This window comes from Archangium lipolyticum, from assembly GCF_024623785.1.
Taxonomy (GTDB): Bacteria; Myxococcota; Myxococcia; order Myxococcales; family Myxococcaceae; genus Archangium; species Archangium lipolyticum.
Map to the genome: position 1 here is coordinate 100,996 of NZ_JANKBZ010000037.1, position 14,344 is coordinate 115,339.

The following is a 14,344-nucleotide window of genomic DNA, read 5'->3' on the forward strand; positions in this document are numbered from 1 at the left end:
ACCCCTGGCCGCGGCGCACGAGCGGCAGCTTCGCCTGAGCGTAGGTGCGCTTCTCCCGCGGCAGCCCCTGGGAGAAGGTCAGCGCAGCGCCGGGTAGTCCGTGTAGCCCTTCTCCTCGCCGCTGTAGAAGGTGGCGAAGTCCGCCTGGGCGAGCGGGGCCTCGTTGCGGAAGCGCTCCGGCAGGTCCGGATTGGAGATGAACGGCACGCCGTAGGACACGAGGTCCGCCTCCCCCCGGGCGATGGCCGCCTCACCCGTCCGCGCGTCATAACCGCCGTTGACGATGAAGGCGCCCTGGAAGGCCTTGCGCAGCAGCGGGGTGATGCGCTGCTCCGGGCTCGGCGCCGACTTGCCCGACACGGCCTCCGTCACGTGCAGGTAGCCAAGCTTCAACGTGTTCAGCTCGCGAGCCATGTAGGTGAACGTCTCGGCCGGGTTGGAGTCCGTCATGCCGCCGTAGGGATACGGCTGCGGCGAGAGCCGGTAGCCCACCCGCTCGGCGCCCCAGACACCCACCACCGCCCGCGCCACCTCCAGCGGCAGGCGCGCCCGGTTCTCGATGCTGCCGCCATAGGCATCCGTGCGCTGGTTGGAGCCATCCCGCAGGAACTGGTCGAGCAGGTAGCCATTGCTGCCGTGCAGCTCGACACCATCGAAGCCCGCCGCCTTGGCGTTCTCGGCCGCGCGCCGGAACTGCTCGACGATGCCGGGAAGCTCGTGGGTCTCGAGCGCTCGTGGCGTCACCATGCGCGTCTTGCCCTTGAACGTGAAGACCTCGCCGTCGATGGGGATGGCGGAGGGCGCCACGGGCAACTGGCCGTCATGGAAGTCCGGGTGCGACATGCGCCCGACGTGCCACAGCTGGGCGTAGATGATCCCGCCCGCCGCATGGACGGCGTCCGTCACCTTCTTCCAGCCGGCCACCTGCTCGGGCGAGTGGATGCCGGGCGTGCGGATGTACCCCACGCCTTGGGGGCTGACCTGGGTCCCCTCGGTGATGAGCAGCCCCGCCGAGGCGCGCTGCACGTAGTAGGTCACCGCCAGGGGGTTGGGCACATTGCCGTCGACGAGCGCCCGGCTGCGCGTCATCGGCGCCATCACCATCCGGTTCTTCAGCTCGAGACGGCCCAGGCGGAAGGGGGAGAGGAGATTCGATTGGTTGGACATGGCTCTTCCTTGGAGGGGTTGGGAAAGCGGCTTGCGTGGACAGAAAATGCCGGGGCCGCTATGGACGTGCCATGTCATCCAGTCCAAAAGAATTGACCGATCGTCCAGACGCCCTGGACGAGCCGGTAACGGATGTCCTCGCGGACGTACTGGACACGATGCGCCTGGCGACCCTCATGTACGGCCGCTTCGAGCTGCATGCACCCTGGGGAATCCGGTTCCCCGGGAGCCCCGGTGCGCACATCGTCGTCATCGCGCGAGGAGGCGCCCGCCTGGAGGTGGAGGGCGTCGAGGGTGCCATCATCCTGTCGGCGGGAGATCTCGCCCTGCTTCCGCACGGCGGAGCACACGCGATCCGTGATGCGGAGGGAAGTCCCCTCCACGACCTCGCGCGTGGCGAGTGCCAGCGGGCCCGTGGGGTGGGGCCCATCCGGCTCGGCGGAGATGGAGCCCGGACGGCCCTGGTCGCGGGTTCCTTCCGGCTCGGTGCCGTGCCTCGTACACCGTTGTTCGAGGGGCTTCCGCGCGTCATCCACTTCACCGCGGACGACCCCAAGACCTCCCCCACGCTGGCGTCGACGGTGCAGCTGCTCATCGCGGAGAGCGCCTCGTCCAGCCCGGGGGCGACCGTCATCATGAGCCGGCTCGCGGACATCCTGCTCGTGCAGGCGCTGCGGGCGCACATCGCGGGAAGCCAATGCCAGGAGCACGGGCTGTGCGCGCTCGCGGATCCGCAAATCAGGAAGGCCCTCTCGCTCATCCACGAGCGGCCCGCCGACCCGTGGACCGTCGAGAGCCTCGCGACGGCCGTGGCCCTCTCACGCTCCGGCTTCGCCGCGCGCTTCAGCGCGCTCGTGGGGGAGCCCCCGTTGGAGTACCTCGCGCGGTGGCGGATGACGAAGGCCGCCCAGTTCCTGCGGGAGAGCGAGCTGCCCCTAAGCGAGGTCGCGGAGACCATCGGCTACCAGAGCGAGGCCTCGTTCAACCGGGCCTTCAAACGCTGGGGAGGGATTGCGCCAGGAGCGTACCGGCGCGACCACCGCCGGGGGTGAGCGGAGAGCGGCTCATCCGGCCAGTGGTGCTTGGGGTACCGCCCCTTCAGGGGGGGGGCGGACCATGGAAGCGGTGCCTCCTCAACCGCTACATTCCCAGGTCCGTGAGCCTGCCGTCTGGGAGACGGATGGGACGGAGGCTGGGACGCGCCAGGTGGAGCGCCCCGGCCCCTAGCGGCATAGCCGCTCCAAACCCTGCCTGTCGTTGCCTGCTGCGTCCTCATGGGAAAGGCGGCAAGGGTCGCACCGACGTGGCACACCCGCCCTCCTCCACTCGTCAGCAGCTCTCCTCTGCCTTTCCGCTCTCCCTCGTCCCCTTCAATCGCGCTCCCATCCTTCTTATGCCTATCCTTTTATACTCAATATCCTTTTTATGCTTAAATTTCTCGATTCATTATGGCAGACACGTTTAGAGTGGACCCCCCCGGTGACAGGGGCCTGTTCCAACTCAACGTAGCGTCAACATCAAGAGATACCCATGCGGAACCGATTTGTTCTCGTAGCCGTCCAGTTGCTCGTCGCTGCTGGCTGCGGCGTGACGGGAAGCCAGCCCGATGCCTCCGAGGCCCCGGCCCCCAAGGCCAGCTCGAGCCTGCAATTGCGCGCGGCCGTCGTGAAGCACACCGGCCGCGAGCTGCCCGCCAACACGTATGTCGAACGGCTCGTCGTCAAGTTCCACGAGGGCAGCCACGTCCGCCTGCGCGGCAACCGCGTGCTCCCCCTGTCCGCGGAGCGTGGCGCGGCGGAGCGTGCCCTGCTGCTCTCCCGCGGCCTGGACGAGGCCCGCATCGAGGCGAGCGTGAAGGCGGCTCAAGCCCTGCTCGAGCGTGCTCCCCGCGCGGGCGCCCTCTCCCGCGTGTTCCAGGAGGACGAGGACGTCCTGGCCGCACGCAAGGCCTCGGGTGAGGCACGGAGCGGGCGTCAGTTGGCGGACCTGAACCTCTACTTCGAGGTTCTCCTGATGCCGGGCACCACCGCCGGCGGTGTGGCGGACCTGGTGGCCTCGCTCAACGCGCTGGAGAGCGTCGAGGTGGCCTACGCCCAGCCCCGACCGGAGCTCACCATGGTGGCTCCGGGCATGAGTGCGGCCATGAGCAGCCTGCTGGCTGCCACGGACATTCCTCCCACCACCCCGTCCTTCGAGGGCACGCAGGGCCACCTCGACGCCGCGCCGAGAGGGATTGACGCGCGCTTCGCCTGGAGCGTCCCCGGCGGCAACGGCTCGGGTGTCAAGGTGGTGGACATCGAGGGCTCCTGGCGCATCACCCATGAGGACCTGCCCAACCTCTTCTACCAGGGTGGTGTTCTGTATGACAATGTGGCCCACCGCAACCACGGTACCGCCGTGCTCGGCATCATCGCCGCCCCCCGTAACGGCTACGGTGTGGAAGGAATCGCCCATGGGGCCTCGGTCGGCGTCGAGGCCATCTACTACACCACCAGCCTCGCCAACCACATCTCAACCGCCGCGGCGCAGGTGGGCCGTGGTGGTGTCATCCTCATCGAGTTCCACTTCCCCGGCACGGATGACGGCAGCCCCTGCACCTGCAACCAGGACCAGTGCCATTATGTCGCGGCGGAATATTGGCAGGCCGAGTTCGATGCCATCGCCACGGCCACGGCCAGTGGCGTGGTGGTGGTGGAGGCGTCCGGCAACGGTAGCTCCAACCTGGATGCGGCCGCGTATGCCAACCGCTTCAACCGCGCCGTGCGTGACTCGGGCGCCATCCTCGTGGGGGCCAGCAATCCCGTCACGCGCGAGCCCGCTTGCTATACGAACTTCGGCAGCCGCGTGGACGTGCATGGCTGGGGTGATTATGTGATTACCCTGGGCTACGGCGACCTGTTCAACGGCGGCAGCGAGGACCAGCTCTACACGCGCTACTTCTCCGGCACCTCCAGTGCCTCGGCCATGGTCACGGGGGCGGTGGCCAGCGTTCAGGGGGCCGCCCTCGCCTCCGGGCGCGGCGCGCTCAGCCCCAGCACGATGCGCTACCTCCTCTTGGGCACCGGCACGCCGCAGGCCTCCGACTCGCGTCAGATCGGCCCCCTGCCGGACCTGCGCCAGGCCCTCTTGACCAACCCCATCGACCGCTCGGAGTTCTTCATCCGGCAGACCTACAGGGATGTGCTCCGGCGCGAGGTTGACGCGAGCGGGTATGGCTTCTACTTGAACCTCTTGCAGAGCTGCAATGGGAACTCGGCCTGTCTGGCCGCGAACCGCCTCACCATCGCGCGTGGACTGCTCGAATCGGCGGAGAACCGGCAGCAAGACCCGGACCTGAACCCGGCCTCGCCTGGTTACAACTCGGCCTACGTCACCCATTGCTACACGAACTTCCTGCAGCGCCAGCCGAGTGCGTCGGAGCACTCCTGGTGGTTGAATAACTTGAACACGGGGGGTGATTACAACGTGATCGTCAACAGCTTCATCACCTCCACGGAGTACCGTCGGCGTTTTGGCATGAACTAGCAGCCGCGGTAGGGCCAGCACCCGCTGGAGACACGAAGGCCCCGGCCACCCATGCTCGGTGACCGGGGCCTTTCAGCTTCTCACCTCCTTCAATGCATGGCTCGTAGAAGCATGCCCCAACGGCCGAGGGCTCCGCTCGAGGTGCTCGGGCCGGGTATGCGGGTGCTGTGCCTTGCGCGCTGGGGCGCAGCAGCAGCCGTCCCTGGAAGCACCTGGACGTAACGAAATAGAAGCCCTCCTCCTGGAACATCCTCAGCGGCCAGCCCATCCCCATCCCCTACGCACGAGTCATCAGGCCGGATGCATCCTGGGGGCCAGTTCCAACTCCTCGGAAAGACTTGAAGAGCGGTCGCCTACCCGTCCACCCCCAAGCCTCGTTCTCGCTCAAGCCCCTCGCTTCGACTCCTTTGACACCGTCTCTGGCGCGAAGCCTGTCTCCCCGCGGCCACCGCCTACCGGTTCAAAAGAAAGTGGGAACCGTGACGATGTAGCGGCCATCCGACAGCTCGGCGACCGCGATGACGGCCTTGTTCGCCGCGCCCGGGGTGTAGTCGAAGGAACCCGCGCAGGAGGCCGAGTTACGTAATGGCACCCAGTGGGGTACGCGCCATTCAGGAGCACCTGTAACTGCCCACGTCGAGGACGAGCATCCCGCCTATACTCCTTGACTTATTGCAATACATCAAATAGCGTACGCGAGTGTCCAACACAACCACATTCAACGCCACAAAGGGTCAGATTGTGCGTCATGGTGAGTCAGGGACAAAAATTGTATACTCTTGCAGGTTTGCAGATCTGTACGATCTGATCTCAAGAACACAGCGCAGCAGTCAGAATCCCGGCTCCGCTCATGCTTCTCTTGCAGATCCTGCTATCTAGGTGACAGCAGCCGCTGCCGGTGAGGCCCCCGGCCGATCCGCCGTCATGCGAGAGAATGTTTGCCTTACCAAGAGGAGAAAACAATGGCTACACCTCAAAACAAAGGCTCAGCAAATTTCTATCAAAACTACAACGGCGGTATTGGGCTCGAGAACATAGACATAGCTTTTGCAAAAAAACATAAGGCGAATTTCAAAAAGTACATCACGAACATCAAGGTCACAAACAACCCCGGCATCGGCCTTTCGCAGACATATGTCACCAAACTCCAAGACATGCTAGACGCAGAGCATGGTGGATTTGGCGGAAAAAAGCAGCTTACAGCCACAGCCCGGAAATTGATTGAGGCGACATCTAATTCCGCCGATCTGATCACGAAGATCTCACAAGGCGAGAATGTGGCCACGAATGCGGGCCGTGCTGTCTTGGATATAGGGGGCACATTACTCGGCACCATAGTGCCACCGCCTTATGGTGAAGCTCTAACTGCGTTACTCGGTTTGGTATCAACCTTCTTGGGGATAACCATCGAGGAAAGAGAGTCATCACTAAAGGACGAAATTGCCGAACTGCTTCGGGATTTCGCATACACCGATCTGCAGGCTCAATACGCAACCAAACTGGCTCAAATCAAACAACTTTCAACCATTATATCTGAAAATATACGACTCAATGATCTGCCAAATCGGACATCGACAACCATGGAGTATGCTGCCGCCTTCGTTTCCGATAAATTCGAGACCACATTAATATCATGGGCCAATAGCAAGCCCTTCAAGGATTCGTCGTTTTACGATAATGGCTATTGGAAGAACAAATCAGTGGCATTGGGTCGGGCCAGGATCATGAACCTGACCTATGAATATATTTGTGCAAAAAAATGCCTGCTGCAAGGGTTGATTTGCTTGCTTGAGCTTACGAAAGACCAAATGCAAAAAGCAAACATGGGTCCCAACAAGCTCACCCCAATAGATGAACACCTTCATCACGCACAAACTGCATACAAGGACCTTGACGGTTCATTGAAGTCCTTGGTGAATGATGTTTTCAGCAAATCGGCAACTCTTAAAACAGCAGTAATGTATGCTGCGTTACATGCAATGCCGAGTTTTGCTCATATGCGGACTGCTTACCGTCAGCTCACGGGTGCTGCTGCAAAATATCCGCAGCCGAACGACATAAATGTGCTTACTAGAATTGTAAATCGAGGGAAGGTTCCTACTGATTTCGGGGCAAAAACGATCGGCCAACCTGGAATCAAATTCCGCTTGCGTCCCGACCCTACCTATCCGGGATGTTTTCGTCTTGTGGGTGAGGCAAATATTCCCTGGCGGGAAAGTAGTGCTTCCGGCTTGGAACCAATTCCCGCTGCCGGTCCCTTCGATCAAGATAGAGCCCGCTTTATTTTTATTGGAGTAACGGAAAAGGAGGCGGGAACCTGGTTTCTTATTACCACGCGGTCAACCGTAATGAAAAGCTCATCAGAGCTTTTGACTTACTGTAGCGGAACGGGCCTTGAGGTAAATGCCGCGGGCAGCACGGCTTTGCATGTGCTTATAAATCATGATGCGGCTGGAAGAGGTGAAGAATCACATTATACGGTGCGAAAAGCCTGAGCTACTCCGGCACACTGGAGGGCTGCCTGGCACCAAACGCCGATGAGGCGGAAACAGGAGACTTGCGGTTTTCCGCTGACCGGCGCTCGCGAGGCACAAGCACCCGTGCTGAGCTGCGGCCCCGCCTCGGCAGCAGGGAGAGGGAAAGAGACATCTGCCGGCCTCTCTGATTCGAGAGGCTGAGCAGGGCTGCCCACCGGAGCAGACGAGAAAGTGATGCGGAACGTCAACTGCGTCTGCCGAAGTGGTCGGCCGCCAGTGGCGTCGACCTGGCCCAGGTCGACTCGGGCCAGCGCGCGGTGGTCGTCGCGGCGCTGACATTTCTGGGATTCGTGGATGGACTGCTGGCATTGCGACGCCTGGTGGCCTACCTGCTGGCGCACTGCGGGATGGGGTTGAGCTCGGAGGCGCGTTCGCACTGATGCAGGAGGCGATGCGGCTCTACCGCGTGGCTGCCTGCTGTTCGCCGCAATGTAGGGCTCGGTGCGCCTCCACGCCCCCCTTGGCCGCCTGGCCGCTTCATCTCCTCTATACTCCTATACGCATCGCGGATGCCGGCCTTGTCACCGCGAACATGCAGGTAGGGCTCGTCGAGGAGGTAGGATGACGCATGGCTGGCGCGGCTGTACGAGCAGTACGGCGACCTGGCGCACCGGCGCTGCCTCCAATTGGTACGCCGCCCGGAGGATGCCGAGGATGCCTTGCAGGAGACCTTCCCGCGGGTGCGACGCCATGGCCCGCCACGGGAGGCGTCGCATACCCGTCCACCCCCAAGCCTCGTTCTCGCTCAAGCCCCTCGCTTCGACTCCTTTGACACCGTCTCTGGGACACCGTCTCTGGGCGCGCTGCTGCTCTGGATCGCCATTCGTAGCCGCCGCCAGTGATGCGCTGCTAGGCTCTCTCAATGTCCTCTTCCGACTCCGAGAGTCGCTTCTTCTGGGTCATGATCGTCATCGCCGTGGCCATCCTGGCGTTTGGCGGCTTCGATTTCCTGCGCACCTTGCGGTTCGTATTGTACGCCGAGGCGGCGCACGCAGAGGTGGTCTCTGTGAGCAGCCAGGGGGACGGCCAACACATCATGTTCAAGGGCTATCCGGAGAGGGTCACGTTCTCGGATTCACACGGCAACGTGCACACCGCCACCATCTACTATGGGCAGTCGAACCCCCATCGGCTGGGGAAGACCGTCAAGGTTCTGTACAACGAGTACGACCCGGCCGGTACCGCGCGCTACGGGGACGCGGCCCGGCTCTGGATCCCGCCGGGCGCCTTTCTGTTCGTCGGCGCCATGGGGCTGTACTGCGCGTTCGTGGCCCGGAACCGCGGCTACTGAGGGTGGAATCCCCGCCGCGCTCCCATGAGGTGAGCGGCAGGGGCCTGGGCCTGTTGGCTGTACGGCGCACCGAGTGCCCCGTGAGGTAGGCGGATGAACTCCGTGGCGAAGCGGGTTGCCCGAGGCTACGGAGTCCCTGAAGAGTGAGGGTGCTCGGGGTAACGCCCCTCCAGGGGGGCGGACAATGGAAGCGGTGCCTCCTCAACCGCTACATTCCCGGGTCCATGAGCCTGCTCCCACTCCTGCTCGTCCTCGCGGCTACGCCGTCCGAAAGTGCCTCCGCCGCCCCACGTGAGGGCGTGCTCGTCTACGAGGGACCCGTCGACGTGACGGCGGCGCCCTCTACCTATGGCTTCACGACCTACGCCAAGGGAGACACGTCCTTCGTCGCGGTGGACGAGGCCAACCTGCGCGGCAGCGCCTCCCTCGACGCGCCGGTGGTGCGCACGCTGCGGCTGGGCAGTGTGCTGCAGGTGCTGGAGGTCGCCTCCGGGACGGTCCTCGTGAAGGATCGGGTGGACCGCTGGTACCGCGTGCGCACGTCGGAGGCCGAGCCGCAAGAGGGCTTCGTCCTGGGCAACGTGCTGACACCGCTCGCGGCCACGCGGGACCTGGACGGGGACGGACAGGAGGAGCGCCTGGCGGTCAGCTTCACCTCGGACTTCATGGTCCGCGTGCGCGTCGTGGAGCCAGAGCTCGCCGCCAGGAAGAAGCGAGCCGTGGCGGCGTTGGACTTCCTCCTGCCCGAGGCGGCGGCCGGCAGGCGCGGAGGCCGCGCGCGGCTGGTCCCGGTGTCCGCCAAGGAGCTCGGCATGGAGCCCTCACCGAGGGCCTTCGGGCTCGAGCTGTGCGCGACGAGCTGCGTGGTGCACGCCGTGGCGTACGAGGCGAAGAAGGGCGTCGTGGGCACCCTCTCCGTTCCTCCCGAGGTGCGCGCGGGCGTGACCCTGTACGCGAAACCCAGGAAGCTCTTGTCGATCTACATCAAGGGCGAGGACGAAATCCCCGACGAGCGCATCACCTGCAGCCTCATTGGCAAGGTGCGGGGGGGCACGTATGACCAGAAGGAGGTGCTCACCTGTGCCGACGAAGGCAACAGCAAGATTGGCCCCCCCTCCCGGTCCGCCTACCACTACCTGATGCTGGGGGGCGCGCAGTTGCTGCGGCCGGGCTCCCAGGAGGGCTACGCGACGGGGATGGACGCGCACCTCAAGAGCGAGGGCTACAACGTGAGGCTGGAGCCGAACACCCTCCTGCCCGGCCTCACGCCTCCGGAGGAGCTGTACGCGGATGCGCGTGGACGGATCCGCCTGCGGTTCCGCTCACCGGACAAGTACGTGCGCTCCGCCGTGGAGGTGGCCTTCGTGCACCCCACGCTCGGCACCGTGACGATGACACGGCCGGGAGCGAAGGGCCTGGAGGAGGGAAACCCGCTGGGCTTCAACGGCTTCTACGTGCCCGAGCCCGCCGGAGGCTTCCTCTTCTATGCCTACGAGCGAGACTTCTCGGCCAAGGAGGTGACGTGGAAGGAGCCGAGGCCCGAGGGAGTCTCCTACTCCCTGCAGTACGACCTGGGTTGTGGGCGCGTGAGGGCCGTGAATCCCGCGCCCGCGGATGTGCGGGCCGCGGACCTCGTGGAGGTGGGCCAGGTGAAGGGCGCCGGGCCGATCTTCACCCTGAAGGACAGCGAGCATCCGGACGTGGAGCGCACGTGGAAGGAGTTTCACGACTTTCCGCCCACGCACCCGTCGTACGTGAGCAAGGAGGGGTTCTTCGAGAGTTCGCCCCCCCTCTTCTGGTGGGACTCCTTCGGGAGACTGCTGCGGGTGCTGCCCACGGACCTCTCGGTGCCGTGCATGGAAGAGCCCATCGTCTATTTCTATCCGGAGCGGCCCATGCACGTGCGCTACACGCTCGCGCCGGAGGTTCGGGTGGCCCGGGCCGAGCCGCTCGCGCGAGACAATGCCTGGACGTTCCTCGCCACGCCCCAGGGGCTTCTCGAGGAGGTGGACGCGGCTCCGGGAAGGGCACGGCGGACCTTCAAGCGCCTGTTCTGGGAGGGGACGTCGGTGCGCTTCCCTCCGCCGGCCGAGGGGGTGTGCCTCCCCGGCTCGCGGACGAGCGAGTACTTCCGCGAGGTGCTGCCGCGCCTGGGTCTGCAGCCACACGAGACGGAGGACTTCCTCGAGGCGTGGGTGCCGCGCATGGAGGGAGCGGCCTTCAACGTCATCGGGTTCCACCCGCGCGAGGTGGTGGACAGGCTGGCTCCGGTGCGGGTGTCACCGGCTCCCACGTGGATGATTCGCATCCTCATGGACGCGACGCCCGTGGAGGAGTGCCCCGAGCTCCAAGCCCCCGTGCTGCCGGAGGCGATGCCCGCGCGCGAGGGGTTCTCGGTCGTGGAGTGGGGAGGAGTCCTGCGCGAGAACCGCTGACACGGTACGCGTGATTGGTTTGTGCGCCGGGAGTTCGATTGGAATGGGGATGGGCTCTACGATTGCCGCGAGGATGATTGTCCTTACAAGAGCAAGACGCGGTGGTCCGCCTGTGTCGCCCATCGCCGGGGATGGAGCTGGATACCCGCTCCCCCGGAGGTGATCGAGTGCGTTCCGGGACCGCCCCACCAGGCAGCCTATTAGCCAATATACCTGGATAACGTCACACATTTACCCGGATGGAGCATGAGCCATTGAATGGCGCCCATGCCTGACCAGACCGCCGCTCGCTCCCTGCTCGTCCCCATCGCCCTGCCAGCGCGGGAGATCTTCCCGCCGAACACCCTCAGCCCCGAGGCCCGCGCCGCCCTCGCCGCCAGCGCGGCGACACCGGCCCAGATCCACCCCGCGCGCCACCCCGCTCCCGACGACCTCGAAGGCTGGCGCCGGGCGGTCGCCGCCAGCAACGCCAGGTTCGCGCCGCTGGTGGAGCAGATGCTGGGCGAGACCCGCTGCCGGGTCGAGACCTGGCCCATCGCCGGCGTGATCTGCTACGTCGCGACCCCGCCCGGCCTGGATGCGGCGGCGGCCCGGCGGCTCTACCTCTATCTGCACGGCGGTGCCCTGGTGTTCGGCGGCGGGGCCTACGCCAAGGCCGAGGCCGCGGTGAACGCCGAGCGGCTCGGCATCACCACCGTGTCGGTCGACTACCGCATGCCGCCGGACCACCCCTTCCCCGCCGCACCCGAGGACTGCTTCGCCGTCTACCGCGAGCTGCTCGAGGACTGGGACCCGGCCCGTGTGGTGATCGGCGGCGCCTCGGCCGGCGGCAACATCGCGGCGGCGGCCACCCTGATGATCCGCGACCGGGGCCTGCCCCCGCCGGCCGCCGTGGCACTGCTGACGCCGGAGGTCGACCTCACGGAGTCTGGCGACACCTTCCAGACCAACGCGCTGCTGGACGTGACGCTGAAGGGCGGGCTGCCGGAGTGCAACGCCCTCTATGCGGGAGGCCACGACCTCGCCCATCCCTATGTCTCGCCGCTGTTCGCCGACTTCGGCCCCGGCTTCCCGCCGACCTTCATCCAATCGGGCACGCGCGACCTGTTCCTCTCCAACTCGGTGCTGCTGCACCGCAAGCTGCGGCGCGCGGGCGTCGAGGCCGAGCTGCACGTCTGGGAGGCCATGCCCCACCGCGGCTTCGGCTTCGGCTTCGGCGACGCGCCCGAGAACCACGAGATCGACGAGGAGCTCAGGCGCTTCATCGTCCGCCACTCCTGACGGCGGCCCAGACTGGACTCAGGCGGACAGCTGTCCGCGCGAGAGAAGGAGCTCTATCGCCCGAGCATCGGCCGGTGTGGCGGGCGTGAAGACGACCATGTCCAACCCGTCCACGCCATCGACGGCGAAGGCCGAGTACTCGAGCGTGATCGGTCCAGCCACGGAATGGTGGAGGCGCTTCAGGCCTGCCCCATGGTTGCGCACGTCGTTCTCAGCCCAGAGCCGGCGGAAGTCGGCGCTGGTTGACTGGAGCTCGGCCACGAGCGCGGCGGCTTCGGAGCCACCTCCCGCGCGCGCGACATCGATGCGGAAGACCGAGAGCGCGAAGCGCGCATGCTCCTCCCAATCCGGCAGCGAGGCGCGCACGGCCGGGCCGCCGAACAGGCGCCTGAGCACGTTGCGCTCGCGGACCGGCATTGAGGCGTAGTCGGCCAGCACCGCGAGTGCCGCCGCGTTCCAGGCCACGATGTCCCACGTCGGCGTCTTCACATAGGCGGGGCTGGTCGGCAGGGCGTCGAGCACGCGCTGCAAGGAGGGCGTGACCGAAGGCGGCGCGGCTGGATGGAGCGGCGGTGGCCGCTGCCGGGCGAGCAGGAACAGGACCTCGCGGCCCGCCGCGTCGAGCTCCAGTGCGCGGGCGATTCGCTCCAGCGCATCGTCTGAAGGGGGGCCTCCACGCCCCTGCTCGAGCCACGTGTACCAGGTGACGCTGACGCCTGCCCGCGTCGCCACCTCCTCCCGCCTGAGCCCCGGCGTTCGACGCCGGCCCTGAACGCCTGGTCCTGGTGACAAGCGCGCCCGACGATCGCGGAGGAAGTCGCCCAAGGAGAGTTCCGAACCCGGCACGGTGTTAGTGCTCATACCTGTATAAGATATCGACTTTTCCGCCGCGCGGCCGCGCCCCATAACACGCTCACAACATCAGGAGACGGACATGCGTGTTTTCGTGACGGGAGCGACGGGTTTCATTGGGGAAGCGATCGTGCGCGAGCTGAGCGCGGCGGGGCACCAGGTGCTCGGACTGGTGCGGAGCGACACCTCCGCCGCGGCCCTGGCGCGGTTGGGCGGCGAGGCGCATCGGGGCGAATTGACGGATCCCGGAAGTCTCACCGCGGGCGCCCGGGCGTGCGACGGCGTGATCCACACGGCCTTCATCCACGACTTCTCCGCCTATGCGGCCGCCTGCGAGACGGACAGGCGTGCGGTGGAGGTGCTAGCCGGCGCGCTGGAGGGCTCGGGCAAGCCGTTCGTGTCCACGTCCGGCACCGCGCTGCTGGCGCCCGGCCGCATCGGCAAGGAGGAGGACACGCCCGCGCCCGGGAGCGCGGCGGGCCTGCGTGCCGCGGCGGAGGCGATCGTCTTGGGGGCCGCCCGTCGCGGGGTGCGCTCCAGCGTCGTGCGGTTGCCGCCCTCCGTCCACGGCCCCGGCGACCACGGCTTCGTGCCCGCGCTGATCGACCTCGCACGCCGCACGGGTCTCTCCGCCTTCGTCTCCGACGGAGCGAACCGCTGGCCCGCGGTGCACCGGCTGGACGCGGCGCGTCTCTTCCGGCTCGCGCTCGAGAACGCTCCCCCTGGAACGTGCCTGCATGGCGTGGCCGAAGAAGGCGTGACGCTGCGCGCGCTCGCCGAGGGGATCGGCAAGGGGCTCGGCGTTCCCGTCCGGGCCCTGGGCGCGGACGAAGCACGCACGCACTTCGATTGGCTCGCGAGCTTCGTCGCCCTCGACAACCCGACCTCCAGCACGCGCACCCGCGATGCACTGGGATGGCGCCCCCAGGGACCCGACCTGCTGACGGACCTGCGGGAAAACGGGTACTTCTCCTGAGGATTCTGCCTAGCCAGGCCGAAGTGGGAGCTCCAGCGTCGCCGTGGCTCCCTTGCCGACTCCCTCACTCTCCAAGGTGAGACGCCCCCCCAGCTGGCCCGTTTCACCCGGAGCACTTCCATGTCAATCTCCCGCACTGTGAGGCCATGCCCCTGAGTCTTCGACGTCGCCGTCTCGTGGCGCTGGGCCTGCTGAGTGCGGGTGCGCTCGTCACGCTCGGCGCCGTCCTGCTCCCTTACCGTCCCGTTATCGTGAGTGGGGCCCAGCCGCCTCCCGGTCC

The 14,344-nt window shown here is 65.9% G+C and carries 11 protein-coding genes; 8 read left to right on the forward strand and 3 right to left on the reverse strand.

Annotated features, from left to right (window positions below):
• Positions 1-78 precede the first annotated feature (78 nt).
• Positions 79-1,167, reverse strand: a complete 1,089-nt coding sequence (locus tag NR810_RS44630; RefSeq protein ID WP_257461685.1) for an alkene reductase — start codon at positions 1,165-1,167, stop codon at positions 79-81.
• A gap of 92 nt (positions 1,168-1,259) precedes the next feature.
• Here NR810_RS44630 and NR810_RS44635 point away from each other — a divergent pair, with 92 nt between their 5' ends.
• Both NR810_RS44635 and NR810_RS44640 read left to right on the forward strand, forming a co-directional pair.
• A complete protein-coding gene (locus NR810_RS44635) occupies positions 1,260-2,219 on the forward strand; it encodes an AraC family transcriptional regulator (RefSeq protein ID WP_306819036.1) in 960 nt (319 codons plus the stop codon).
• 478 nt (positions 2,220-2,697) lie between these two features.
• A complete protein-coding gene (locus NR810_RS44640; protein WP_257461688.1) occupies positions 2,698-4,692 on the forward strand; it encodes a DUF4214 domain-containing protein in 1,995 nt (664 codons plus the stop codon).
• A 460-nt stretch (positions 4,693-5,152) separates the two neighbouring features.
• Here the strand turns inward: NR810_RS44640 and NR810_RS44645 are convergent, their stop codons facing one another.
• Entirely contained in the window at positions 5,153-5,284 is a 132-nt protein-coding gene (locus NR810_RS44645) for a hypothetical protein (protein WP_257461689.1), read from the reverse strand.
• A 370-nt stretch (positions 5,285-5,654) separates the two neighbouring features.
• On the opposite strand from NR810_RS44645, the gene NR810_RS44650 reads away from it, so the two are divergent.
• From NR810_RS44650 to NR810_RS44665, 5 genes are all read left to right on the forward strand, one after another.
• Positions 5,655-7,187, forward strand: coding sequence for a hypothetical protein (locus NR810_RS44650; RefSeq protein ID WP_257461690.1), 1,533 nt, complete (start codon positions 5,655-5,657; stop codon positions 7,185-7,187).
• A 623-nt stretch (positions 7,188-7,810) separates the two neighbouring features.
• Positions 7,811-8,071, forward strand: a complete 261-nt coding sequence (locus NR810_RS52950; protein ID WP_407653898.1) for a sigma factor — start codon at positions 7,811-7,813, stop codon at positions 8,069-8,071.
• A gap of 59 nt (positions 8,072-8,130) precedes the next feature.
• On the forward strand, positions 8,131-8,520 hold the full coding sequence (locus NR810_RS44655; RefSeq protein WP_326522548.1) for a DUF3592 domain-containing protein: 390 nt from the start codon (positions 8,131-8,133) through the stop codon (positions 8,518-8,520).
• Between the two features lie 224 nt (positions 8,521-8,744).
• Complete coding sequence (locus NR810_RS44660) at positions 8,745-10,955, forward strand: SH3 domain-containing protein (RefSeq protein WP_257461692.1); 2,211 nt, start codon at positions 8,745-8,747, stop codon at positions 10,953-10,955.
• Between the two features lie 267 nt (positions 10,956-11,222).
• Positions 11,223-12,236 carry an alpha/beta hydrolase gene (locus NR810_RS44665; RefSeq protein WP_257461693.1) on the forward strand — a complete coding sequence of 338 codons (1,014 nt, stop codon included), beginning with the start codon at positions 11,223-11,225 and terminating at the stop codon, positions 12,234-12,236.
• 18 nt (positions 12,237-12,254) lie between these two features.
• On the opposite strand, the gene NR810_RS44670 is transcribed toward NR810_RS44665, so the two are convergent.
• Positions 12,255-13,142, reverse strand: coding sequence for a helix-turn-helix transcriptional regulator (locus tag NR810_RS44670; RefSeq protein ID WP_306819037.1), 888 nt, complete (start codon positions 13,140-13,142; stop codon positions 12,255-12,257).
• 28 nt (positions 13,143-13,170) lie between these two features.
• Here NR810_RS44670 and NR810_RS44675 point away from each other — a divergent pair, with 28 nt between their 5' ends.
• Positions 13,171-14,064, forward strand: coding sequence for an SDR family oxidoreductase (locus tag NR810_RS44675; protein WP_257461695.1), 894 nt, complete (start codon positions 13,171-13,173; stop codon positions 14,062-14,064).
• Positions 14,065-14,344: the final 280 nt, after the last annotated feature.

Excerpts from the sequence above, each read along its gene's own strand:
- NR810_RS44675 (WP_257461695.1), top strand. The coding sequence starts at position 13,171 with ATGCGTGTTTTCGTGACGGGAGCGACGGGTTTCATTGGGGAAGCGATC.
- NR810_RS44655 (WP_326522548.1), top strand. The coding sequence starts at position 8,131 with ATGATCGTCATCGCCGTGGCCATCCTGGCGTTTGGCGGCTTCGATTTC.
- NR810_RS44660 (WP_257461692.1), top strand. The coding sequence starts at position 8,745 with ATGAGCCTGCTCCCACTCCTGCTCGTCCTCGCGGCTACGCCGTCCGAA.
- NR810_RS44650 (WP_257461690.1), top strand. The coding sequence starts at position 5,655 with ATGGCTACACCTCAAAACAAAGGCTCAGCAAATTTCTATCAAAACTAC.
- NR810_RS44630 (WP_257461685.1), bottom strand. The coding sequence starts at position 1,167 with ATGTCCAACCAATCGAATCTCCTCTCCCCCTTCCGCCTGGGCCGTCTC.
- NR810_RS44665 (WP_257461693.1), top strand. The coding sequence starts at position 11,223 with ATGCCTGACCAGACCGCCGCTCGCTCCCTGCTCGTCCCCATCGCCCTG.
- NR810_RS44670 (WP_306819037.1), bottom strand. The coding sequence starts at position 13,142 with ATGGGGCGCGGCCGCGCGGCGGAAAAGTCGATATCTTATACAGGTATG.
- NR810_RS44640 (WP_257461688.1), top strand. The coding sequence starts at position 2,698 with ATGCGGAACCGATTTGTTCTCGTAGCCGTCCAGTTGCTCGTCGCTGCT.